The 24,992-nt window shown below is 66.6% G+C and carries 13 protein-coding genes and 1 tRNA gene; 10 read left to right on the top strand and 4 right to left on the bottom strand.

Features of this window, described 5'->3' with window-relative positions; all coding sequences use genetic code 11:
- Window positions 1–195 precede the first annotated feature (195 nt).
- From FHY50_RS06750 to FHY50_RS06735, 4 genes are all read left to right on the top strand, one after another.
- Complete coding sequence (locus FHY50_RS06750) at window positions 196–2,442, top strand: DDE-type integrase/transposase/recombinase (RefSeq protein ID WP_140047725.1); 2,247 nt, start codon at window positions 196–198, stop codon at window positions 2,440–2,442.
- Window positions 2,439–3,434 carry a TniB family NTP-binding protein gene (locus tag FHY50_RS06745; protein WP_140047724.1) on the top strand — a complete coding sequence of 332 codons (996 nt, stop codon included), beginning with the start codon at window positions 2,439–2,441 and terminating at the stop codon, window positions 3,432–3,434. Before FHY50_RS06750 ends, FHY50_RS06745 begins: the two co-directional genes overlap by 4 nt.
- The gene (locus tag FHY50_RS06740) at window positions 3,431–5,365 is read left to right on the top strand and encodes a hypothetical protein (RefSeq protein WP_140047723.1); all 1,935 of its coding nucleotides are present in this window, start codon (window positions 3,431–3,433) and stop codon (window positions 5,363–5,365) included. The genes FHY50_RS06745 and FHY50_RS06740 overlap by 4 nt, the downstream gene beginning before the upstream one ends.
- Window positions 5,366–5,598: 233 nt before the next feature.
- Window positions 5,599–5,675, top strand: a tRNA-Pro gene (locus FHY50_RS06735).
- A gap of 13 nt (window positions 5,676–5,688) precedes the next feature.
- Here the strand turns inward: FHY50_RS06735 and FHY50_RS06730 are convergent.
- Entirely contained in the window at window positions 5,689–6,723 is a 1,035-nt protein-coding gene (locus FHY50_RS06730) for a YihY/virulence factor BrkB family protein (protein WP_243846588.1), read from the bottom strand.
- Between the two features lie 205 nt (window positions 6,724–6,928).
- Here FHY50_RS06730 and FHY50_RS06725 point away from each other — a divergent pair, with 205 nt between their 5' ends.
- The 6 genes from FHY50_RS06725 to FHY50_RS06700 all read left to right on the top strand — a co-directional run bounded on the left by FHY50_RS06725 (window position 6,929) and on the right by FHY50_RS06700 (window position 18,899).
- Window positions 6,929–9,109: an autotransporter assembly complex protein TamA gene (locus FHY50_RS06725; RefSeq protein WP_420030877.1), complete on the top strand. Its 2,181-nt coding sequence runs from the start codon at window positions 6,929–6,931 to the stop codon at window positions 9,107–9,109.
- Window positions 9,109–13,335: a translocation/assembly module TamB domain-containing protein gene (locus FHY50_RS06720; protein WP_140047721.1), complete on the top strand. Its 4,227-nt coding sequence runs from the start codon at window positions 9,109–9,111 to the stop codon at window positions 13,333–13,335. Before FHY50_RS06725 ends, FHY50_RS06720 begins: the two co-directional genes overlap by 1 nt.
- Window positions 13,336–13,408: 73 nt before the next feature.
- Entirely contained in the window at window positions 13,409–14,884 is a 1,476-nt protein-coding gene (locus FHY50_RS06715; RefSeq protein WP_140047720.1) for a flavin-containing monooxygenase, read from the top strand.
- A 54-nt stretch (window positions 14,885–14,938) separates the two neighbouring features.
- Window positions 14,939–15,721 (top strand): trehalose-phosphatase, encoded by a 783-nt coding sequence (gene otsB / locus FHY50_RS06710; RefSeq protein WP_140047719.1) that lies wholly within the window; start codon window positions 14,939–14,941, stop codon window positions 15,719–15,721.
- Window positions 15,688–17,514, top strand: coding sequence for a glycoside hydrolase family 15 protein (locus FHY50_RS06705; protein WP_243846587.1), 1,827 nt, complete (start codon window positions 15,688–15,690; stop codon window positions 17,512–17,514). Before otsB ends, FHY50_RS06705 begins: the two co-directional genes overlap by 34 nt.
- Window positions 17,511–18,899: an alpha,alpha-trehalose-phosphate synthase (UDP-forming) gene (locus FHY50_RS06700; protein ID WP_140047718.1), complete on the top strand. Its 1,389-nt coding sequence runs from the start codon at window positions 17,511–17,513 to the stop codon at window positions 18,897–18,899. Before FHY50_RS06705 ends, FHY50_RS06700 begins: the two co-directional genes overlap by 4 nt.
- Window positions 18,900–18,923: 24 nt before the next feature.
- On the opposite strand, the gene FHY50_RS06695 is transcribed toward FHY50_RS06700, so the two are convergent.
- The 3 genes from FHY50_RS06695 to FHY50_RS06685 are packed head-to-tail and all read right to left on the bottom strand — an operon-like array spanning window position 18,924 to window position 24,824.
- Window positions 18,924–20,393 carry an efflux transporter outer membrane subunit gene (locus FHY50_RS06695; protein WP_140047717.1) on the bottom strand — a complete coding sequence of 490 codons (1,470 nt, stop codon included), beginning with the start codon at window positions 20,391–20,393 and terminating at the stop codon, window positions 18,924–18,926.
- On the bottom strand, window positions 20,390–23,614 hold the full coding sequence (locus tag FHY50_RS06690; RefSeq protein WP_140047716.1) for an efflux RND transporter permease subunit: 3,225 nt from the start codon (window positions 23,612–23,614) through the stop codon (window positions 20,390–20,392). The genes FHY50_RS06695 and FHY50_RS06690 overlap by 4 nt, the downstream gene beginning before the upstream one ends.
- A gap of 1 nt (window position 23,615) precedes the next feature.
- Window positions 23,616–24,824, bottom strand: coding sequence for an efflux RND transporter periplasmic adaptor subunit (locus FHY50_RS06685; RefSeq protein ID WP_140047715.1), 1,209 nt, complete (start codon window positions 24,822–24,824; stop codon window positions 23,616–23,618).
- Window positions 24,825–24,992 lie beyond the last annotated feature (168 nt).

Genomic DNA, 24,992 nt, shown 5'->3' with positions numbered 1-24,992 from the left:
CGCCCCGGTGGCGCGGCGTCCCGATGCTCCCGGGCGACGGACAACCGGCGCTCGATCCACCCAATCCGACATCCTGCCGCACCATGCGGCCCCACCTGAGATCCGTCGGACGCCGAAGACCACAGCCATATCACCAGCCGTGGTCTCCCGCGCGCGCCGGGGCCGAACGGCTCCGCATGCGCGCAGGAGAAGACCATGAAGAACGAATACGATAACGATCCGACCGCCGACACGACCGTCGCCAATCTGTTCGAGGGCAAGTATCAATACGGGGAGATCCCGCTCGCGATCCGCGCGTCGCTCGGCGACGGCCACCTCGAGATTCGCAACCTGAACACGGGCGGCCCGTTCCAGCTCCCGCACCCGAAGATCCCCGGAGCCAAGTTCGCCCCGGACGCGCTCTGGGCAGAACGCGCCATCAGCGAGAACAGGCTGATCCGCATCCAGTCCGTCGATGCCAGCCTGTTCGTGCCGGAGCACGACGACGACGAGGCGGCCGCGATTGATCCCTTCGCGTTGGCGAAGTGGAAGCTCGTCCGCGAGATCACCGCGCGCGGCATTGGCGCCAATCACCCGAAGCTGTCCGCGACGATCACCGAGGTCTGGAAGGAACTCGGCCTGGACGCCGAGCACGGCGAACGCCCGACGACCAAGAGCGTGCGCGCATGGCTCGGCAAGGGCGATCCGGAGACCATCTCGGTCGCCGAGCTGATGTCCCGCTCGGGACAGGGCAACCGCGCCAGCCGGCTGGATCCCGCTCTCGTCCAACCGCTCGAGGATGCCGCCGAGCACTATTACACCCAGCGCGGCCTGCGCCTGCGCGACTGCACGTCGCATCTCAAGGACGCGGTGAAGGCGCTCAACGCGGCCCGACCGGCGACCGATAAACTCACCGCCCCAAGCCGCGAAACGCTCCGGCGCCGCATTGGCGAGCTGCTGACCGAGGAGCGCTACACGAAGAAGTACGGCAAGACCGCGGCGGCTAAGAACTTCCGCGGCGCCGGCCTCGGCTTGCAGGCGACGCGGATCGGCCAGCTCGGCGCGATGGACGACACGGTGCTCGACGGGATCGCGTGCTTCGACGCTGAGCGCGGCCTGCCGGCAGGCCGCCCGAACCTCTGCCTCATCGTCGACGTCGCCTCGCGCTGCATCGTCGGATACCTGCTGAGCTTCTCGCCGCCGACGGCGAATACCGCGATCGAGACCATCAAGGCGGCCAACGCCTACAACCGCGTGCCGAAGGAGCTGCTCGAACTCTATCCTGTCCTCGAGCGGATCAACTGCCGGTTCGAGGAGATCGTCGTCGACCGGGGGTCGAACTACACCTCCATGCCCTTCGGACAGGCATTGCTCGACGTCGGGACCGTGCTCCGCTTCGCCCGCGTGCGACGCGCCCGCGACAAGGCGATCGTGGAGCGGATCTTCCATACGCTGAAGACCTTCCTGCTCGATAAGCTGCCCGGCGCCACCTATGCGCCCAAGCTGATGCGCGAGTTCGGCTACGATCCCGAGAAGGAGGCGTGCCTGACGATATCGGAGCTGCGCGAGCTCATCGAATACTTCATCGCCGTCTACCACATGACGGTGCATAGCGGCATCGGCACCCAGCCGGCGCAGTTCTGGACCAGGTCGATGGCGGCGCACGGGCGACAGCTTATGACCGACGCGCCCCGCTTCGGCATCCTGCTCGGCGAGACGATCTACGGCGTTCAGCTCCACCGCTGGGGCTTCGTCCTCAACGGCATCCGCTACACGCACCCGACACACGTCCAGATCGGACTGGACGCGCTCGCTGGCGCGCAGGCGGTCGCAACCACCGAGGACTACACGGAGGCTCCCAGCGAGGAGGGTCGCAACAGCACTGGCCGTCGGCGCAAGTCTCGCAAGGCCGGCCTCGGCGACAACGGGGCTTCGGCCAACCTGAAGGTTAAGCGCAACACGGCCAACCTCGGGCGTGTCCACGCCTGGGTCCCGGGCCATGGCTGGCTCGAATACGAGGCGGCCAACATCGGCTACGCCGAGGGGCTTTCGCTGCATCAGCACGAGCAGATCGGGAAGTGGGCCGCGTCCAGGAACATGGCCTTCTCGACCGAGGAGGACCAGCTGGCCGCCCGCGCGTCGCTCAACAAGCGCATCCAGGAGCTCGCCCCCGACATGTCGCTGCGGAACCGCCGCTCGATCGCGCGGATGCTGGAGGACAATGCCGTCGTCGCAGGCCCGGCGACGGTGGTCCACGACGACGCCGTGATCCCGGTGGATCCGTGTGACGAGCGCTCGGACCCGATGGCCGAGCCGAAGCCCGTGACGCACGTCGACGCCAACGGACGGCCGGTCGTCCAGACGGAAGCGGAGAAGGCGATCCGGTCCAAGCTGAAGGAAGTGCAGGATCTCGATTGGGAGCAGGTGGTTCCGGATGAAGAGATGATGGAGGAGCACGCATGATGAGCTCCAACCACACCCTCGCCAAGCTGCCCAACGACCTTGTCCCGCGCACCGGCGAACGCGAGCCGCTCTCCGAGCACACCGATGCGGCCATCGAATCCGGCAGCCGGTTCGACGAAGCGAGGATCGTCCACCCCGCGCATGAGCGCGTCATTGGGGCGTTCGACCAAGCGCGGCGCATGGGCGTCGCGTCCGGCGACAAACGCAAGATGCTGATCGCGTCGCTCGGCGCGTCGGGATCGGGCAAGACGACCTCGATGGAGACCTTCGCGGCGCGGACCGCCGCGGGGCGACCGCCGGTCGGCAAGCACCCCGCGAAGCCAGTGGTGATCGTTCAGGTCGACAACGGATGCACCAACCGCCGCCTCTGGGCGCTTGTCCTCGAGGGGCACGATGACCCGCCCGGCCGGGGAACCGAGGAGACGTTCCGCACCCGGGCCTACGCCACCATGCGGCGGGCCGGCACGGAGATGGTGATCTTCGACGAGGCCCAGCACCTGCTGCGCTCGCCGAGCGCGCGCGACGTGACGGACACCATCAAGCGGATCCTGGATGACGGCGTCGTGACCCTCGGCCTCGTGGGGACCGAGGCCGCGCTGCCGCTCATCCAGAAGAACATCCAGCTCGCGAACAGGATGCTTGCGCCGGCACCGATCAAGGCGCTCGACGCCAAGAACGAGGCGGACCGCACCGACTTCAAGGCGTTCCTGCGCAAGCTCGACGACTTCATCGTCGGCCGGGGGATCGTGCCCGAACAGTCCTTCCTCGACGATCCCCGCATCCTGCGGTGCCTGTTCGTCATCTCGGCCGGGGTGGTGGGCGTGGCGGTCAACCTGATCCGCCAGGCGACCGTGCACGCCGTCAGCCGCGGCGCGACCCGCATCGAGCCCTACGACCTGTCTCGGGTCACGGACGACTGGGCCGTGCCCACGGGCGTGTGCGAGGATAACCCGTTCCCGATGGTCTTCGACGGAAAGGTGGTGGTGCGATGAGCGCGCTCGATCTCCCGCAGGTCCGCTGGCCGATCGTTCCGGTCGGCGGCGAGTCCCTGCCCAGCTTGCTCGTGCGCACCGCCGAGGAGAATGGCCACCCCGACATGGGCACCATCCTCAGCTTCGCGCGGCTTGGAACGTGGAACGGCATCGGCATCACAATGCGGCAGGAGCAGTCCCGCGCCGCCCTCGCGCACGTGATCGATCAGCCGCAGGCAGTGGTGGACGAACGCGCTCACGCCCTGACCGAGCCGATCGCGGGCATGGACACGATCGACTTCTTCGGCGCGCGCGTGCTGGCGAGCGATGTGCTCTACGACCGTCGCCGCATGGGCAGCACGGCGGGGAATGGCGTGCACCACAAGGCGGTGTGGCAGATGATCCACCTGCCCGTGGACGTCGACGACGGAGCGCTCATAGTCGACCGCTGCCAGTCCTGCGGCACCCGGCTGGGCTGGCGGACCATCACCAGCACCTCGCAATGCGCGGTCTACAGGACCAGCGGGGCGGACCACGACCGCACGGCGTTCGTTTCGGCCGGCTACGACTGCCGCGAACCGGGCGCGGGGGTCAACGATCAGCCTCGCATCATCGATGGAAACCGGCTGGACCGGGTTTCGCTGCTGGGGAAGCTGATCGATCCCCGGCCCGAGGTGCACGGACCCGTGCGCGCCGCCCTGCATCCCGATCTCAGGGCGCAGGACCGTGGGATCGTCTTCTACCTCGGGCTCAAGCTGGGCCGGGCCGTCGGCCTGGGCGGGACCGGTTCTCGGCTGCGCCGGGGGCTCGCTGCTCCGCTGGACGAGGCGATCACGGCGCTCGAGATCGGCTCGGAGATCATCGCGGGCTGGCCCGATAGCGTCGCCCGGCTCGTGGCCGAGAAGACGGGTGAGGATCACGAGCTCGCGATGGCGGCGATCGCGGCGGTGCGCCGCGTCTGCCACGGCGAGAGCGCGTGGCCCGACCACCGCGCGCTGGTCACCGCGGCGATGCCGGACATCGTCAACGGCCACTACCAGCACGTGATCAGGCGCATCGCGCCAGGGATCGTGGACGGGAAGGAGGCGTCGCGGATCATCGGCATCCGCGGCAGTTCCATGGTGCGCCTCATCCGTGCCAAGGCGATCGTGCCCCGCATCACGCGGGGCACGGCGCGGACGCACGGCAGCTTCCTGCTGTCGGACGTCGAGGCGATCGCCGACGCCGTGAAGGACAGCGTCGAGGCGACGCAGATCGTGGATGAGACCGGCATCACGCTCCATGGCGTCGAGCAGCTGATCTGCGACGGTCAGCTGGCGCACGCGGACAGTGCTGCCGTGCTCGCGCTGTTCCCCAACCTGCGCGTGACGCGTGCCAGCTACGAAGCGCTGCTGGCGAGGATCCGAGCAGTGTCCAACGATGACGCAGGCCCCGGCGATAGGCTGACGCTGAGGCTCGCGGTGCAGCGGATCGGAGGGCGGGAAAAGCCGTGGGCCGCGATCATCGCGGCGCTCGTCGACGGCCGCCTGCCGTTCTGCATCGGCGGTGCGCCGGGACGGTTGATCGATCGCATCTGGGTCGCCCCCGGACCCGCGATCGACGAAGTGCTCGCCAACGTCTTCGACAGGGCCGATCACGCGGCGCGATTCACATTCGCGACCGTAATGCGCCAGCGCGATGCCATTGAGCTGCTCAACATCGACCCCTCGCGTTACCAGGACATCGCCAAGCTCCTGCCGCCCGAAGTTCACGGCCCGCACAAGACACTCGTCGTATCGGAGATACTGAAGGTCGCGGCGCGCATCATCGATGGCCGGGAGGCGAAGCACAGGTGGGGCGCCAGGCTCGACCGGCGGCGGATGATCGACGACGGTGTCGGATGGTTGCGCGTCGAAACCGAGGCCGACTTCGCAAAGACCCGACAGCCGAACCAAGAACGCTTCGAGTTCTAAACGACTGGGCCGCCCCGAGAGGGGCGGCCCTTCTCGTTGGGCGGCACTTCCTCCCGCACCAAGTTGGAATACGTTAGCGTGCCAAGTCGCTTATCTGGAAGCCGTTAGAGTGCTGACGTTATGCGTGCGGAAAATTCTCCGTCTTCCTGGACGGGGAAGTCGTTAATGAGCCATGACACGCGAACGATAGCGCTTGCTTGTGACAGCAAGGCTGGCCTAAGGCGCGCGGGCGTCGGGGAGTGGCGCAGTCCGGTAGCGCGCCTGCTTTGGGAGCAGGATGTCGCAGGTTCGAATCCTGTCTCCCCGACCATCCACCTGCGGCTTCAGTATTTTCCCCGGCGCGGCTTGATCTGGCGCTTGCTGGGGAGCGAATCGGCCATCGTCGCGCCGCGCTCGCCGATCGGGCGGGGTCGGCCGGTGGTGGTGTCGATCGCGGTCTGGCGCTCGGCCTCGGCATTGATCTCGGCGCCGATCAGCACTGCGTAGCTCGACACGAACAGCCACATCAGCAGCACCACGACCGCCCCCAATGCACCGTATGTCGCGTTGTAATTGGCGAAGTTGGCGGCGTAGATGCCGAAGCCGAAGGTGGCGAGCAGCCACAGGATCGTCGCCGCCAGCGATCCCACCGACAGCCAGTGCCAGCGTGCCCGCGCACGATCGGGACCGTAGCGATACACGAAGGCGAATGCCGCGCTGGCGATCAGCGTGGCGACGATCCACGTCGATGCCTTGATCAGGATGACCCCGCTCTGGCCGAGAATATCGACGAACGCCTGCAGATAGCCCAGGATGGCCGCCGACAGCAGCCCTACCAGGGCCGCGAGCACTGCGCCGATCGTCAGCATCGCCGACAGCAACGTCGTCTGGACGATGTTGCGGCCTTCCTCCTCTTCATAGATCACGTTGAGCGCCTGAATGATTGCGCTCGACGCGCGCATCGCGCCATAGATCGACAGCACCAGCGCCACGACGAGCGACAGGCCGACGGTGCTCGCCGCGGTGGTCACGACCGAGATCAACTGGTCCGACACCAACCGCGCCGCATCGGCGGGCATCAGTTCGAAGATCGTCTCCATATGCCGTGCCACCGTCGCCGGATCGGCGAACAGTCCATAGGTCATGACGATCGCGCCGAGCAGCGGCACGAACGAGAGGAAGGCATAGAAGGCGACGCCCGCCGCCATCAGCGACAGATTGTGAAAGCCCGTCATGGTATAGACGCGGCCGAGGATCGATTTCCATGCTCGCCACGGGTGGCGCCAGGGGCGCTCGCTATCGGCGCCGGGCTGTGCGGTTACGGCTGCTTGCTGATCGATGATGCTGTCCCTTCGCTGATCGCCTTCCGCTGCTTTCAACGCCGAGGCTGCGATAGGGATGCGTCTTTTTTGCATCAATTCGGCACAGCGTGTTGATGCGCAATGAAATTTCGCTCGATAGGGGAGCGAAACGATCCAAAATGCGTTAAGGGCGGTGCGAAGGGGCAATGGCGCGTCCGTCTCCCTAGAACATGCCATTGGGGGGCACGTGCGACCAACGCGTAGTGACATTGCAGGATTGACGTTGTTGCTGGCCTCCGTGTCGGCTTTCCCATACGCGGCTTCCGCCCAGCAGTCGGTGTCGGCGGATGTGCCGCAAGCGACGACGTCGACGGGCGAAACGCCGGATGCCGCGGTGCCGCAGGTCGATCCGATCGTTCCCGAACCCGAATTCGACGCCGCGCTTCCCGCGCTCAGCGACGATCCGAACGCCCCGCTCGAGCCGATGGCCGATTTCGAGACCCCGGCCGCGCCGTTGCCGCAGCAACCCGGCACCCCGGCGACCGCGCAGGACGGGACGGTTGTGGTACCGGCGACACCGACCGCGCAGGACAGCGAGCTGGCCCAGCCGCTGGTGCCGCTCGATCAGTTCGACGTGACACCGGCAACCGAACTCGCCGAGGGCGAGGACCCCGATGCCATCGAGATCAAATACACCACCGTGGTCACGGGGCTGGAGGAACTGGGCCTCGACGGCCAGTTCGAGGCGCTGTCCGCGCTAGAAGAAGGGGACGGCGAAGCGGACAATGCCGTGATGGTTTCCGCGCGGGCGCGCGAAGACGAGCAGCTTGCGATCCGGCTGATGCGGTCGCTTGGCTATTACGACGCGACCGCCACCTCGGTCGTCGAGCAGAATCCGGCCAATTCGGGCAATCTGCGCGCGGTGATCACCGCCACGCCCGGCGAGCAGTACAAGCTCGGCTCGATCATGGTGAAGGCCGAGCCGACCGTACCTGCCGGGCTGATCGATCGCGAGCTGCCGCTTGCGGTCGGCGATCCGATCGAGGCCGAACGGGTGCAGGGCGCCGAAGCCAATGTCGCACTCAAGCTGCCGCAGCAGGGCTATCCGTTCGCCGAGGTCGGTCAGCGTGACATCCTGCTCGACGAGACCAGCTTCCGGGGTGACTACACCTTGCCGGTGACGACGGGGCCGCGCGCCTCCTTCGGCGGCTATACCACCGAAGGCGATCTGGCGTTCGATGCCGAGCATGTCGGCGTCCTTGCCCGGTTCGACCGCGACGAGCTGTACGACAATCGCAAGGTCGACGACCTGCGCGAGGCGCTGGTCGCCACCGGGCTGTTCTCGACGGTGTCGGTCGAACCGAAGCGGACCGGGCAGCCCGGGCCGGACGGCACCGAATATGTCGACCTGCTGGTGCGGCAGGACGCCGGGCCGCCGCGCACGCTGGCCGCCGAAGCGGGCTATGGCACGGGGCAGGGGGTGCGGATCGAGGGGACGTGGACGCATCGCAACCTGTTCCCGCCCGAAGGCGCGCTGATCGGCAACGTCATCGCCGGCACCCAGGAGCAGGGACTGGGGGTCACCTTCCGCCGCTCGAACGCAGGGCGCCGAGACCGTACCGTATCGCTGCTGGCGAGCGCAAACCGGTCGGACTACGAAGCGTTCGAAGCATTCACCGGTACCGTTGCCGGCCGCATCTCGTATGACTCGACGCCGATCTGGCAGAAGCGCTTCACCTATTATTATGGCTTCGAACTAGTCGGGACCAATGAAGATCGCTTCGATTTCGACTTGGGCGAGCGTGTCCGCGACACCTATTTCATCGGCGCGCTGCCGTTGTTCGCCGGGTTCGACACGTCGGACGACCTGCTCAATCCGACCAAGGGCTTCCGCCTCAAGCTCAACCTCAGCCCCGAAACCTCGATCCAGGGCGGCGCCGGCTTCTATGCGCGCACGATGGTCGAGGCGACCGGATATTTCCCGATCACCGACAGCATCGTGCTGGCCGGACGCGCACGCGCCGGATCGATCGCAGGGATCGATCGCGACGACCTCGCGCCGTCGCGGCGCTATTATGCGGGTGGCGGCGGATCGGTGCGTGGGTTCGGCTTCCAGGAACTGGGGCCGCGCACCGAAGAGCCCAATCCAGATTTCGACCCGACCGATCCAGAGGAGGAGGATGCGCCGACGATCTTCCGGCCGGTCGGCGGGCGCAGCCTCAACGAGTTCGCGATCGAGGCGCGCTATCGCTTCGGTAATTTCGGGATCGTGCCGTTCCTCGACGCCGGACAGGTCTATGACTCATCGCTGCCCAAGGGCAAGGACCTGCGCTTCGGTGCGGGGATCGGCGGACGCTTCTATACCAATTTCGGGCCGCTTCGCGTCGACGTCGCCACGCCGATCAACCGTCAGGAAGGCGAATCGCTGATCGCCTTGTACATCTCGATCGGGCAGGCATTCTGATGGCCGAAGACATGGTGCCCGAGATGACCGAAACGCACGTGGCGATCAAGCCGCCCGTGTGGCAGCGGATCGTCAAATGGCTCGGCATCGTCATCGGTGGGCTGGCGATCCTGCTGCTGCTGATCGTGCTGGGGATCAACACCGGCCCCGGGCGCCGCCTCGTCGCCGACCAGATCGCGGGGTACACCACCGCGTCGGGGCTCAATGTCCGGGTCGGCCGTATCGAAGGCTCGCTATACGGCGCGATGACGCTGCGCGACGTGCGCGTCAGCGATCCCAAGGGCGTCTTCCTGACCTCGCCAAGCCTCGCGGTCGATTGGCGGCCGTTTGCGTTCGCCAGCAATCATGTCGATGTCCGCTCGCTGACCAGCCCGCTGGTGCGCTATGCGCGCAATCCCGAACTGATCCCGCAGCCGAGCGATCCCGACGCGCCGCTGCTTCCCGACCTCGACATCGACGTCAACCGGTTCGCGATCGACCGTATCGAACTGGGCGAAGCGGTTGCCGGACAGCGCTATATCGCGCGGATCGCGGGCGAAGCGCATATCGCCGACCGTCGCGCGCGGATCGTCGCCAACGCCGCGACGATCGCCGGAGCAGGGGTCGCGGGTGGCGACCGCATGACCGTGCGGCTCGACGCGGTGCCCGACGACGACAAGCTCGACATCGACCTCAAGCTCAATGCGCCCGTTGGCGGCCTGATCGGCAGCATGGCGAAACTGGAGGCGCCGCTGTTCGTGACCATCGACGGCGCGGGCAGCTGGTCACGCTGGCAGGGGCGGCTGGCAGGCACGCTCGGCGGCGCGGACCTTGCCAACCTCGCGATCTCAGCGCGCGACGGTGCGTTCCAGGTGCGCGGACGCGCGCAGCCCGGGCTGTACCTGCAAGGGCCGGTTGAGCGGCTGACGGCTCCCTATCTGCAGGTCGCGCTCGACGCGACCATGCTCGAACAGCGCCGCGTCGATACCCGGCTGCGGCTGCGCTCCGACGCGTTCGCGCTGGCGACGCAGGGGCTGCTCGATCTCGGCAACAGCCGCTTCGGCAATTTCCGGGTAGAGGCGCTGCTGCTTACCCCCGGCGCGATCGCCGAGAATTTGACAGGGCGTTCGGTGCGGGCGGCGGTGGCGCTCGATGGCGCCTTCGCGACGCCGACCGTCGACTATAAGGTGCAGGCAGCGTCGATCGGCTTTGGCGAGACCGTCGTCGAGCAGCTGTTCGCCGAAGGGCGCGCGACGGTCGATGCCGATCGTATCCTCGTGCCGATCAACGCCCGCGCCGCGCGCGTCGGCGGGCTCAACGAGGCGGTCGGCGGGCTGCTGACCAACGTATCGATCAACGGCGACCTTGCCTATTCGGGCGATCAAATCCTGTCGGACAACCTGCGCATCCGTTCTGACCGGGTGGACGCGACGGCGATCGTCGTCGCCGACCTCGGCAGCGGGCGCTATACCGGCGCGCTGAAGGGCCGCGTCAACGATTATGAGGTGGCGTCGATCGGTATCCTCGACGTCACTACCGATGCCGACCTCTACACCGCGCCCGGCGGCGGCTTCGGCATTCGCGGCCGGATCGTCGCGCAGACGTCGCAGCTGTTCAACGACGGCATCCGCAACTTCCTGGGCGGTAACGCGACCACCGCGGTCAACCTGGCGATGGGACCGGACGGAATCATCACCTTCGACAATCTCCGGCTGAACGCGCCGTTATTTCGCGTGACGGGCGGATCGGGACGGTACGATCCGGCCGGACCGTTGCTGGTCAACGCCAATGCCGTGTCCGACGCCTATGGTCCGCTTTCGGCGCGCGTGACGGGATCGCTGTTGGCGCCGGTGGTGCTGGTGCGTGCACCGCGTCCCGGAGTAGGGGTTGGCCTCGTCGATCTCGAAGCACTGATCCGCGGGCAGGGTGATGCCTATGCCATCCGCGCCACCGGCGGCACCGATTACGGGCCGTTCAACGCCAATGTCGTTCTGCGCACCGCGCCCCGGCTGACGGCCGATATCCGCGACACCCGCTTTGCCGGAATCAATTTCAACGGCCGCATCCAGGCCAGCGACGCCGGGCCGTTCACCGGCGCGCTCGACTTTGCCGGATCGGGCGTCGCGGGCAATGCGCGGCTGGGCGGGCAGGGCCGTTTCCAGACCGTCGCGGTCGATGCGCGCGCCAGCAATGCGCGCATTCCCGGCGATATGGGCATCACCATCGGCCGCGCGCTACTGACCGGGTCAGCGGTGCTCTACGACGATGCGCCGGCCGTGGTGTTCGACGCGCAGGTCGCCAATTTCCGCCAGGGCGAGTTCGTCGTCACCAAGGCACGCGCCAAGGGCGACTATCGCGGCGGCAGCGGTTCCGTTCAGGCGCTTGCCGAAGGATCGTCGGGCGTGCCGTTCCGCGTCGCCGCCAATGCCCGGCTCAGCCCACAGCAGATCCTCGTCGCGCTGAGCGGCGAAGGCAATGGCATCGATTTCCGCACCCAGAACCCGGCGCGGATCGCGATCGCGGACGGCGAGTATCGCCTCGCGCCGACGCGGATCGTGTTCGATCAGGGATCGGCGCGGATCGCCGGCAGCTATGGCAGCGGCATCACGCTGCAGACCCGGCTCGACAGCCTCGATCTGCAACTGCTCAACGCGCTGTCGCCCGGGCTGGGAGTGGACGGGACGGCGAGCGGCAGCCTCGATTTCGCGCAGGCGGCGGGCGCGGTTTTCCCGACCGCGGATGCGAAGCTCAACATCGCCGGCTTTACCCGTTCCAGCCTCGCCACCGTGTCGGAGCCGGTCAACATTGCCTTCAACGGCCGGCTCGACACGTCGGGTGGCGAGGCGCGCGCGCTGGTCCGCCGCCGTGGTACCACCGTGGGAAGGATGGTCGCGACGCTGCGTCCGCCGGGGGCGGGTGGCTCCTGGAGCGAACGCCTGCTTTCCGCGCCGCTCGACGGCGGAATCCGCTATAATGGTCCGTCGAGCGTGCTGTTCTCGCTGGCCGGGCTCGCCGATCAGCAATTGTCGGGACCGATCGGCATCGCCGCCGATTTCGGCGGTCGTCTCAGCCGTCCGCAGCTGGCCGGCGTCATCCGCGCCAATGCGCTGACCTATGACAATGAAAGCTTCGGAACGCGGCTGTCGGCGATGCGGATCAACGGCCGTTTCACCAATGATCGCTTCGAGCTGACCGAACTCACCGCGCGCGCGGGCGATGGCACGGTCAAGGCGCAGGGAACGGTGGGCTTCGCCGCCGACAGCGGTTTTCCGGTCGATATCCGCGCCACGCTCGACAATGCCCGGCTGGCACGCAGCGACATGCTTGGCGCAACCGCGACCGGCACGGTGCGCGTCACGAACGGCGCGGACGGCGGACTGATCGAAGGCGATATCCGGATTCCCGAAGCGCGCTATCAGATCATCCGCCAGGGAGCAGCTGAAGTTCCCGAGCTCTCCGGCATCCGCCGCAAGAGCGATGCCGTGCAGACCCAGGAGCAGCGTGCCGCTGCCGCCGCCGGGCCGCCAGGGCTGTTCCGCCTCGCGATCCGGCTCCGCGCCGACGAGAAGCTGTACGTGTCCGGAATGGGACTCGAATCCGAATGGGATGCCGATCTGCGCGTCGGCGGCACCTCGGCCGCGCCGACCATCGCCGGCCGCATCGAAGCGGTGCGCGGCACCTATTCGTTCGCAGGCAAGCGGTTCGAACTCGATCGCGGCATCGTCGATTTCTCCGGCACGCCCGATTACACCAATCCGACGATCAACATCGCCGCCAGCACCACTGCGGAAGGTATCACCGCGATCATCCAGGTGACCGGTACGGCGCAGCGTCCGCAGCTCAGCTTCACCTCGACCCCCGCGCTCGCGCAGGACGAAGTGCTCGCGCGGTTGTTGTTCGGCAGCTCGGTCACCAATCTGTCGGCGACCGAGGCGATCCAGCTCGCGGCAGCACTCAATTCGCTGCGCGGGTCCGGGGGCGGGCTCAATCCGCTGGGCGAGCTGCGCCAGGCGGCGGGCATCGACCGGCTGCGCATCCTGGGCGCTGACGAAGCGGGGGGCCGCGGCACGGCGCTGGCAGCGGGCCAGTATCTGACCGACGACATCTATGTCGAGATCATCACCGACGCTCGCGGCTTCACCGCGACCCAGCTGGAAGTGGCATTGTCGAAGGCGCTGAGCCTGTTGTCGCAGACCGGATCGTTCGGCGGGTCGAGCGTCAATCTGCGCTACTCGAAGGACTATTGACCGATCGTCGCGCGGCATGGCCGCTTCCGTTTCAAAGCGAAATCGAATAGCCGGTATCGTGGAGGGACCGGATATGGCGACCGAGCATTTCGACGTGGTGATCGTGGGCGCGGGGATCAGCGGGATCGGCGCCGGCTATCATCTCAAGACCCGCGCGCCCGATCGCAGCTATGCGATCTTCGAGGGGCGCGGCGCGATTGGCGGCACCTGGGACCTGTTTCGCTATCCCGGTGTGCGGTCCGATTCGGACATGTTCACGCTGGGCTATCGCTTCAAGCCGTGGACCGGCGCCAAGTCGATCACCGACGGCGCTTCGATCCTCGAGTATCTTGGCGAAGCGGCGCGCGAGAACGGGATCGATCGCCACATCCGCTTCCGCCACCGCATCGTCGCTGCCGATTGGTCGACCCTGGACGCGACATGGACCGTGACGGTCGAGCACGAGGGCAGGCGATCGCAGGTGACGTGCAGCTTCCTCTACATGTGCACCGGCTATTATAATTACGCCAAGGGCTACACGCCCGACTTCGCCGGCAGCGACAGCTTTGCCGGTACCATCGTCCATCCCCAGTTCTGGCCCGAAGCGCTCGACTATGCGGGCAAGCGCGTGGTCGTCATCGGCAGCGGCGCGACGGCGGTGACGCTGATCCCCGAACTGGCGAAATCGGCGGTGCACGTGACGATGCTGCAGCGCTCGCCAAGCTATGTCGTCGCGCTGCCGTCCGAGGATGCGATGGCAAGGGTGCTGCGACGCATCCTGCCCGCGCGCGCCGCCTATCACGCGATCCGCTGGCGCAATGTCGGCATCGGGCTGATCTCGTTCAACTTCATGCGCCGCAAGCCGGCCAAGGCGAAACAGCGGCTGATCGGCTGGGTACGCGATCGGCTGAACCCGGGCTATGATGTCGCCACGCATTTCACGCCGTCGTACAATCCTTGGGATCAGCGGCTGTGCGTCGTGCCCGACGGCGATCTGTTCGACGCGATCAATGCCGGTCGCGCCGCGGTCGTCACCGATCGCATCGCGCGGTTCGTGCCGGAGGGCATCGCGCTCGAATCGGGGGACACGCTTGCCGCCGACATCGTCGTCACCGCCACGGGTCTCGACCTGCAGTTGATGAGCGACATCCCGCTCACCGTGGACGGGGCTCGCGTCGATGCATCGCAATCGATCAACTACAAGGGGATGATGTTCTCCGACATCCCCAATCTCGCTTTGTCGTTCGGCTATACCAACGCCTCTTGGACGCTGAAGGCCGACCTCACCGCCGGCTATGTCGCGCGGCTGCTCAACACGATGCGTGCGCGCGGGATGCGCCAGGTGACGCCGCGAGTCACCGGCATGATCGCCGCCGAGCCATTTCTCGATTTCTCCTCAGGTTATGTCGAACGCGGGATTTCCCGGTTCCCGCGGCAGGGCGACAAGGCGCCGTGGCGCGTGCACCAGAATTACGCGCGCGACATGATGGCGCTCCGCTTTGGATCGATCGACGAGGACATGGAGTTCTCCAACCCCGCACCGAATAATCGAGCGCGTTTCGCTGCCTAGCAAAAAAACCGTATCCGGTCGGAACGCTGCCGCGGCTCGGGCGCTTCTAGGGCCATGATTGACATCGATGCGAGCGACCGGCCGTTGCCGGAAAAATCCGCGCGTCTCCGCCCCCCGACCGACCTGCTGCGCGGCGCCACCCTGTTCCTCGACTTCGATGGCACGCTGGTCGAAATTGCCGACCGGCCCGACGATGTCGCGATCCCGCCGGGCCTGCGTGATTTGCTGGCGCGGCTCGCGTCCGCGCTCGACGGCCGTCTGGCGCTGGTCAGCGGGCGCAGCGTCGACACGCTCGCCCGCCTGCTGCCGGACCACGGTGTTGTCGTCAGCGGCAGCCATGGCCTGGAATTCGCCCGCGCCGACGGCAGCGTCGAGCAGCCCGACCCGCCCGAGGCGCTTCAGCGGGTGCGTGCACGCTTCGAGGAATTCGCCGAGGGCCGCGACGGCATTCTGGTCGAGTCCAAGCCGCTGGGCATCGGGCTGCATTATCGCGAGGCACCGCACCTCGCCAAGCAGGCCGAAGCGCTTGCGGTCGCCGTGGCGCAGGCACACGGTCTGCCGTTGCAGCGCGGCAAGATGGTGTTCGAGGTACGCGCTGCTGGCGGGCACAAGGGCAGCGCGATCGAGACATTGATGGGCGAAATGCCGTTTTCCGACGGCTGCCCGATCTTTCTGGGGGACGACGTGACGGACGAAGACGGGTTCGAGGCGGTTTCGGCGATGGGCGGTGACGGCATCCTGATCGGGCCGGATCGCGACAGCGCGGCGGTCTATCGCTTGGATGGCGTTGCCGAGGCGTTGGCATGGCTGGAGGCGGCATGCCCGGCTGCACGGTGACCCCGACGCTGGACCTGTGGCCGATCGGCAATTGCCAGGTCAGCGCACTGATCGATCGCTCTGCCCGGTTCGTTTGGGGATGCGTTCCACGCGTCGATGGCGATCCGCTGTTCTGCTCGCTCCTCGACGGCCGCGACCCGGCATCGGGGGATGCCGTGGGGCTTTGGGCGATCGATCTCGAGGACTGCGTCTCGGTCGAGCAGGAGTATCGCACCAACACCCCGATCCTAGTCAGCACCCTGACCGACGCCGGGGGCAACTCCATCGAGATCCTCGACTTCTGTCCGCGGTTTGAACGGCTCGGACGCACCTATCGGCCGGTGTCATTCGTGCGCATCGTCCGCCCGATCAAGGGCAGCCCGCGGATCAGGGTGCGGCTGCGCCCGACTCGCAACTGGGGTGATCCCAATGTCGTCACGACCAGCGGGTCGAACCATGTCCGCTATCTGCTCGACGGGCTGCAGCTGCGGCTGACGACCAACGCGCCGGTCGGTTTGATGCAGGACGAGCGCTCGTTTCGGGTCGAGCGGCCGATGCACTTCTTCCTCGGGCCGGATGAGAGCTTTTCGGGCGACATCGCGACCACGGTCGAGGAGATGCTGGCCTATACCACGCACCATTGGCAGCATTGGGCGCGCGGCCTCGCGACGCCGTTCGAATGGCAGGACGTGGTGATCCGCTCCGCCATCACGCTGAAGCTTTGCCAGCACGAGGAAACCGGCGCGATCGTCGCGGCTCTGACGACGTCGCTGCCCGAACATGCCGGATCGCAGCGCAACTGGGACTATCGCTATTGCTGGGTGCGCGACGCCTATTACACGGTGCAGGCGCTCAACCGCGTGGGCGCGCTCGACGTGCTCGAAGGCTATCTCGGCTATCTGCGCAACATCGTCGACGATGCCAAGGGCGGTAACATCCAGCCGCTCTACGGCGTGCTGGGGGAGGCGGAATTGACCGAGGTCCAGGCGCCGCGACTGGCCGGCTATCGCGGCATGGGCCCGGTACGGATCGGTAACCAGGCCTATGAGCAGGTCCAGCACGACGCCTATGGCCAGATCATCCTGTCGAATGTGCAGGCCTTCTTCGACCAGCGATTGCTGCGCATGGCCGGGCACGAGGATTTCGAAGCGCTCGAACGCGTTGGCGAGCGTGCCTGGGCGCTGTACGACAAGCCCGATGCGGGCCTGTGGGAACTGCGCACGCGGCAATCGGTCCACACCTATTCGGCGGCGATGTGCTGGGCGGCGTGCGACCGCCTCGCCAATGCAGCAGAGCGGCTTGGCCTGCCAGATCGCCAGACCTTCTGGCAGGACCGTGCCGATACGATGCACGCGAATATCGAGGACAAGGCGTGGCGCGAGGATACGCAGCGATTGTCGGCGACCTTCTCCGGCGACGACCTCGACGCCAGCCTGATCCAGCTGCTCGACCTGCGCTTCCTCAAGCCTGACGACCCGCGCTTTCGCAGCACGCTGGAGGCGGTCGAACACGGGTTAAGGCGCGGCTCGCACATGCTGCGCTATGACACCGAGGATGACTTCGGACTGCCGGAAACCGCGTTCAACGTGTGCACTTTTTGGCTGATCGAAGCGCTGCATTTCACCGGTCGTGATGCGGATGCTCGTATCTTGTTCGATGAAATGCTATCACGGCGTACCGCAGCCGGTCTGTTGTCGGAAGATATCGACCCCGCGACCGGCGAATTGTGGGGCAATTACCCGCAAACCTATTCGCTTGTCGGCATGATCAATTGTGCCGTTCTTCTCAGCAGACCTTGGAGTGCCATTCGTTGAGCCGCCTGATCATCATTTCCAACCGTGTTTCCGCACCCAAGGACTCGCATTCGGGGGCGCAAGGCGGGTTGGCGGTCGCGCTGTCGGCGGCATTGCGGGAAAATGGTGGCATCTGGTTCGGCTGGTCCGGCGAGACGATCGATCAGTTCAACGGGCATATCCATTTTCAGCAGGGCGGCGGCGTCACGACGGCAATGGTCGACCTAGAGGAACAGGACGTCGACGAATATTATAACGGCTATGCCAATCGCACGCTGTGGCCGTTGTTTCACTATCGTATCGACCTTGCGGAATATGAACGCGGCTTCGCGGGCGGATATCAGCGGGTCAACGATCGCTTCGCCGATACCGTCCGCCCGCTGGTCCAGCCGAGCGACGTGATCTGGATCCAGGACTATCACATGTTCCCGCTCGGCCAGTCGCTGCGCGAGCGGGGATGCGACAACCGTATCGGCTTCTTCCTCCACATCCCCTGGCCGCCGCGCCGTCTGCTCGGCGCATTGCCCGAAGCGGCAGAGCTGGTGCGGACGCTGTTTGCGTACGACGTGATCGGCTTTCACACCCAGGAATGGCTCGACAGCTTCTGCGACTATGCGATCGACGATCTCGGCGCCCAACTCGACGGGGATGTCCTGACCCTGGACGGTCGCCAGTTGCAGGTGATGGCCGCGCCGATCGGCATCGACACCACCGAGTTCGTCGCCGCATCGAAATCGCCGACCGCGCGGCTCGCCTATCGCCGGATGCGCGACAGCGCGGTCGGACGCGACCTGATCGTCGGGGTCGATCGGCTCGACTATTCCAAGGGGCTGGAGGAGCGCTTCCTGGGATATGAGCGCTTCCTTCAGGAACATCCCGAAGAGCGCAAGGAAGTGTTCCTGCTCCAGATCGCACCCCCTTCGCGCGGCGCGGTCGAGAGCTATCGCAAGATTCGCGCGACGCTGGAAGGATTGTCGGGGCGGATCAACGGCGCCTATGCCGATGTCGACTGGGTACCGATCCGCTACGTCAATCAGGGCTATCCGCGCGACCAGCTCGCCGGCATCTATCGCGCTGCGCGCATTGGGCTGGTGACGCCGCTGCGCGATGGCATGAACCTGGTCGCAAAGGAATATGTCGCGGCGCAGGACCCGGCCGATCCAGGCGTGCTGATCCTGTCGCGCTTCGCCGGCGCGGCGGCGCAATTGGAAGGCGGGGCGGTGTTGATCAATCCCTACAGCGCCGAGGAGATGTCCGACGCGATCGTCCAGGCGCTCAAGATGGATCGCGACGAACGTATCGCCCGCTGGCGCACGATGATGGACAATGTCGAAGGCGAGGACGTCATCTGGTGGCGCAAGAAGTTTACCGATGCGCTGATGGCGCCAGCAAAGGTCGATGCCTGAACGCCGGAAACGGCGCGATCGACATCAGCCGGCGCTCTCGCGCCGTACCGGCTCGGGCGCATCCGCCCAGCCACCGCCGAGCGCCTTGAACAGCGTGACCTGCGCATCCGAAAGCACCGCGTTCGAGGCAGCCAGAGCGGCCCGGTTCTGGGCGCGCTCCTGTTCGGATTCGATCAGCTGCAGGAAGCTCTCTGCGCCGTAATCGAACCGCAGCTTGGACAGCCGCGCCGCCTCGCTCGACGCGCGCTCGGCACGCACCAGCGCGCGATTACGGGTCAATTCGCCGGCATAGCGTGCCAGCGCCTGCTCGACTTCGCGCAGCGCCGTCAGCACCACGCCGTCGAACGCGGCGAGCGATCCTTCCGCGGTGGCTTCCGACTGGCGGATGCGTGCGCGCGCTGCGGTCACATTCGGAAAGCTCCACGAGATCAGGGGGCCAAGCGAAAAGCCGAACGAATCGTCGTCGATCAGATTGTCGGCGGCGACCGAGGTGAGGTTGACCCCGCCCAATAGCGAGATGTTCGGATAGAGCGCGGCGGTGGCGACGCCGATCCGCGCGGTGTCGGCGGCCAGCTGGCGCTCGGCAGCGCGAACATCGGGGCGGCGGGCGATCAGCGCGGCACCGTCGCCGACCGGCAAGACCTCGGCAACGCGTGGCGGCGTCGTGCAGGCGGCAGCGACCGCATCGATCTCCGCCGGCGGCTTGCCGGTCAGCGTCGCCAGCGCGTAGAGCGCGGCGCGGCGCTCCGCCTCGAGACCGGGCAGATCGGCCTCGGTCTGTGCGAGTAGCGCCGTTGCGCGTTCCAGGTCGCGGCGCTGGCCGCGCCCAGCCTCGAACAGACGGCGGGTGAGATCGACAGTCTGCTGCTGCAACCGGATCGTGTCGCGCGCCACGATCGCCTGCGCCGAATTTGAACAGACCTGCGCATAGGCGCGCGCCGTCTCCGCCGCCACCGAGGTGCGCGCCGCGTCGAGCTGTGCCGCGGCCGATGCGGTATCGGCATTGGCTGCCTCGATCGAACGCCCGACGCGTCCGAACAGGTCGAGCTCGTACGATGCGTCGAAGCCGAGCGAGAACAGGTCGTTCTCGAACGAGGGGATGGTGGTGCCACCGGGTACGCCGAACCCTTGCGCGTTGATGCTGTTCCCGCCGGTGCGGCTGCGCGTATATTGCGCCGACAGGTCGGTGGTCGGCAGCCGCGCGCCGCGCGCCTCCGACAGCACTGCGCGCGCGCGCCTCAAATTCGCTGCGGCCTGGCGCACATCGGTATTGTAGGTCAGCGCCTCGGTCACCAGCCGGTCGATCGCGGGATCGTCATATAGCCGCCACCAGGCGTCGGGCAGCGGAGCCTGGCTGACGGCGGCGTTTGCCTGCGCTTCGGCAAAGCCGCCGGTGGCGACGCTGCCGCCAGGGGTCGAGGGGGGTGCATAGTCGGGGCCGACGGCGCACGCCGATGCCATCAATCCCAGCGCGATGACGGAAAGGCGCTTCATGCCGGTTTCTCCGTAGGGGCCGCGGGCGGGGCGGGGCCATCGCCCCCTTCGGCGGAGTTCAGGACAGGCTTGCGGCGGCGGGTCTTGCTCGCCACCCAGGCACCCGCCTTGCGACTCATCACATAAAAGGCCGGGGTGAACAGCAGCCCGAACAGCGTCACGCCGATCATGCCGAAGAACACCGCGACGCCCAGCGCCTGCCGCATCTCGGCGCCCGGACCCGATCCGATCACCAGCGGCAGCGTGCCGAGAATGAACGCGATCGAGGTCATCAGGATCGGGCGCAGGCGCTGCGCGGCCGCATGTTCGGCCGCCTCCATCAGGCCCATGCCGTGGTCCTCGTTATGCTTGGCGAATTCGACGATCAGGATCGCGTTCTTCGCTGCCAGACCGATCAGAACCACCAGCCCGATCTGGGTGAGGATGTTGTTGTCCATCCCCATCAGGTTGATGCCCAGGATCGCGGCAAGCAGGCACATCGGTACGATCAGGATCACCGCGAACGGCAGCACCAGGCTTTCGTAATTCGCGGCGAGCAACAGGAACACGAACAGCACGGCCAGGCCGAAGACAAGCGCTGCGGTATTGCCCGCCTGCTTCTGCTGGAAGGCCAGTTCGGTCCATTCGAAATCCATGCCCTCGGGCAATGTCTCCCGTGCGATCTGTTCCATGGTCGCAAGACTCTGGCCACTCGAGAAACCGGGCAGGGTGCTGCCCTGCAGCTCGGCGGTCGGGTAGAGGTTGTACCGCACGACCCGATACGGCCCGCTATCGTTGCGCAGCGACATTACCGCGTCGAGCGGGACCATGTTTCCGGCCGCGCTGCGCGTGCGCAGGTTGCCGATATCGGCAGTGTCGTCGCGATAGGGCGCATCGGCCTGCGCCGTCACCCGGAAGGTCCGCCCGAGAAAGTTGAAGTCGTTGACATAGGACGAGCCGAGATAGGTGCCGAGCGTGGAAAAGACGTTCGACACCGGCACGCCGAGCTGTTCGGCGCGTTCGCGGTCGATATCGGCGAACAGGCGCGGCGTGCGCGTGTTGAACAGCGTGAAGGCTGCGGTGATGCCCTCGGCCTGGTTAGCCTTCATCATCATCGCGGTTGCCGCCTGTTCCAAGGCCGGCAGCCCGCGATTCTCGCGATCCTCGATCATCATCTTCCAGCCGCCGCCGGTGCCGATGCCCTGGACGGGCGGCGGCGGGATCACCAGCAGCATGGCTTCGCTGATCTGCTGGCCGAACGCTCCGCGCAGTTCATTGGCCACCGCATCGGCATGCGGGCGCTGCCCATGCGGCTTCAGCGGAACGAACATCGCCGCCGTGTTCGGCGCGCTCGAAAAGCTCGCGCCGTCGAGGCCGACAAACGCGACGGTGTTTTCGGTGGCCGGGTTCGCCAGCGCGATCTTCTGCGCGCGCAGCATCACGTCGGTCGTGCGTTGCAGCGAGGCGCCCGGCGGCAACTGTGCCGCGACGATGACATAGCCCTGGTCCTGCGCGGGGATGAACCCGGTCGGCGTGGCGTAGAAGCGCCATCCGGTCAGCGCGATCAACGCGATATAGACGATGCCGACGATCGCAATCATCCGGATCGCACGTGCGGTCAGCCGGCCATAGCGGGTCGACAGCCATTCGAAACCGCGATTGAACCTGTTCGCGAACCGCGTACCCCATCCGCGCACGCCCGGCGCGGGTACGTGGTGATCATGATCCTTGGGCTTCAGGATCAGCGCGGCCATCGCCGGCGACAGCGTCAGCGACACCAGCGCGGAGATAGCGGTCGCCGACGCGATGGTCAGTGCGAATTGCTGATAGAAGGTGCCGGAGATGCCGGGGATGAAGCTGGTCGGAATGAACACGCCGCACAGCACCAGCGCGATCGCGATCAGCGCGCCGCCGACCTCGTCCATCGTCTCGTGCGCCGCTTGCAGCGCACTGATGCCCTTTTCCTCCATCAATCGCTCGACATTCTCGACGACGACGATGGCGTCGTCGACGACGATGCCGATCGCCAGCACCATGCCGAACAGCGACAGCGAGTTGAGCGAATAGCCGAATGCACCAAGCACCGCGAGGCTGCCGACCAGCGACACCGGGATGGCGAGGATCGGGATGATCGACGCGCGCCAGCTCTGCAGGAAGATGAGCACGACGAGCGCGACCAGGATGATCGCCTCGATCAGCGTATGATACACCGCCTCGATCGATGCCGAGATATATTCGGTCGGGTTGTACGGCACGCTATAGGTCATGCCGGGGGGAAAGCTCTCCGCGGCGCGGTCCAGCTCCGCGATCACGCGGTCGGCAGTGTCGAGCGCGTTCGATCCGGGCAGCTGCGTCACCGCGACCGCGGTCGTCGGCTTGCCGTTGAGGAATGCGTTGATCGTGTAATCCTCGGCGCCCAGTTCGATCCGGGCGACGTCGCGCAGCCGGGTCAAGGCCCCCGATTCGTCGCGCTTGACGATGATGCCGCCGAATTCCTCGGGCGTGGTCAGCCGCCCTTCGGCCTGCAGCCCAAGCTGGAATGCGGTGCCGCTCTTGCCGTTGAACGGTGCCTGGCCGATCGATCCGATCGCGGCCTGGGCGTTCTGGCCGCGGATCGCGGTCGTGATCTCGTCAACCGTCAGGTTGCGCGCGGCGGCCTGGTCGGGATCGATCCAGATCCGCATATTATAGTCGCGGCCGCCCAGTCCGCGCGTGCCGCCCACGCCCTCGATCCGCGACAGCCGGTCGATGATCTGCGTGCCGACATAGTTGGAGACATATTCTTCCGACAGCGAGCCGTCGGGTGACGAGAACATCGCCACCAGGATGAAGTCGGGAGAGTTCTTCAGGACGGTCACGCCGATCTGGCGCGTTTCCTCGGGCAGGCGCGGCTCGGCGGACGCGACGCGGTTCTGCACCAGCACCTGCGCCTGATCGACGTCGGTGCCCTGTGCGAAGGTGACGGTGATCGTCACCGCGCCGTCGCCGGTCGACGACGACGACATGTAGATCATGTTCTCGACGCCGTTGACCGCTTCCTCGATCGGTGCGGCCACCGTTTCGGACAAGGTCTCGGCGTTGGCGCCCGGATAGCTGGCGGTGATGACGACGGTCGGCGGCGCGATCTCCGGATATTGCGCGACCGGCAGGCTGGGATAGCTGACCAGTCCGAACACCAGGATCAGGATCGACAGGACCGCAGCGAAGATCGGGCGGTCGATGAAGAAATGCGGGAATTTCATGTCAGTTCGCCGGGGCCGCTTCGGCTGCGGGCGGCGCCGACACCGGCCGCGACACGGGCGCGGTATTCTCGGCGCGCGGCTGCATCTTCACCAACTTCGCCTGTACCGGCATGCCCGGCTGAAGCGCGGTGATGCCGGTGATGACGACCCGGTCGGTCGGTGCGAGCCCTTGCTTGACGACGCGCAGACCCTCGACCGGTGGTCCGGTGACGACCGGTCGCGGTGCCACCTTGCCGTCCTTGCCGACGACGTAGACGAGCTTGCGCGCCTGATCGGTCACGACCGATTCCTCGGGCACCAGCATCGCGCGATAGGTGCCCGAACCGAGCAGCCGCGCGCGGCCGAACATGCCGGGCGTCAGGAAGCCGTCGGGATTCTGGATGACGGCGTGCGCGCGGATCGTGCCCGAGTTCGGATCGATGGCATTGTCGACGAAATCCATGCGTCCACGCCAGTTCCAGCCGCTCTCGTCAGCCAGCTGGATCTCGACCGGATTGGCGGTGTCGCGCGACGAGCCGCGCTCGCCAGTGGCATCCTGCCGACGATATTTGAGGTAGAAGCTTTCCGCCCCGTCAAAGGTGAACCAGATCGGACTGACCGACACGACGCGGGTCAGCACGGTCTCGCCTTCCGCGACGTAATTGCCGCGGCTGATGCGGCGATCGGAGACGCGGCCCGAAACCGGAGCGCGGACGGTGGTAAACGACAGGTTGAGCTCGGCCTCGTCCTGCGCCGCGCGCGCCGCGGCGACATCGGCGGCGGCGGTGCGGACATCGGCCTGCTTCTGCTCGAATTCCTCGCGGCTGACCGCCTGCGCATCGAGCAGCTTCTGGGCGCGCGCCAGTTCAGACCGGGCATTGGCGAGCGTGGCGTTGGCGCGCGAAACCTGCGCGCGCGCTTGGCCGAGCGCGGCACGGTACGGGCGCGGGTCGATGGTGAACAGCACCGCGCCCTGGCGGACCGACTGGCCGCTGTTGAAATTTACGCTGTCGATCTGTCCCGACACGCGCGGGCGTACCTCGACATCCTGGATCGCCTCGAACCGGCCGGTATATTCGTCCCAATCGACGACATCGCGCTGAAGCGGGACCGCGACGTTGACCTGCGGAGGCGGCGGAGCGCCCTGGCCCTGCTGCTCGCCGCCGCCGCCGCAAGCCGCCAGCAGGCTGGCCAGCGACGCCATCGCCACTGCCTTTATCGGGTTTCGCATCGCTTGAGTCCCTGTCGATTGCGCCGTCATTGCGTACGCCTTTTTGTTCATCTGGCCGAAAGGTCGGTTCGCAGTTGCAGCATTACAAGCCCGACGCAACATATTTTTGAACACCTGCGTTCAGCATGTGACATGCATATGACGCAAGCGTCGCAGGGGCTTGGCAAG

Source organism: Sphingomonas japonica (genome assembly GCF_006346325.1).
In the GTDB taxonomy this organism is placed as follows: domain Bacteria; phylum Pseudomonadota; class Alphaproteobacteria; order Sphingomonadales; family Sphingomonadaceae; genus Sphingomonas; species Sphingomonas japonica.
This window is presented reverse-complemented; position numbering and strand designations above follow the sequence as displayed.